Origin of the sequence: Microvirga pakistanensis (assembly GCF_004458765.1) — a bacterium.
GTDB lineage: Bacteria > Pseudomonadota > Alphaproteobacteria > Rhizobiales > Beijerinckiaceae > Microvirga > Microvirga pakistanensis.
In genome coordinates, this window is record NZ_SPJX01000220.1 from 1 (window position 1) to 223 (window position 223).

The window sequence follows — 223 nt, forward strand, 5'->3', positions numbered from 1 at the left end:
GAAATAGCTCTGGTCCCGGTCCGGATCGGCGGCCCGGTGCAGGGCCCGACGCCCGTCGGGCAGGCGGCGGCTCGCCACGTAATGGCCCGTGGCCAGCACGTCGGCCCCAAGGTCCCTGGCGGTTTCCAGAAGATCCCGGAACTTGATGGAGCGGTTGCACTCGACGCAGGGGATCGGCGTCTCGCCCGCCAGATAGCTTTGGGTAAAGCGGTCGATCACGGCC

1 pseudogene is annotated in these 223 nt (G+C 68.6%); it reads right to left on the bottom strand.

Annotated elements, in window-relative coordinates:
- Positions 1-223: pseudogene (locus E4K09_RS14065) on the bottom strand (tRNA 2-thiouridine(34) synthase MnmA); the annotation flags it as partial.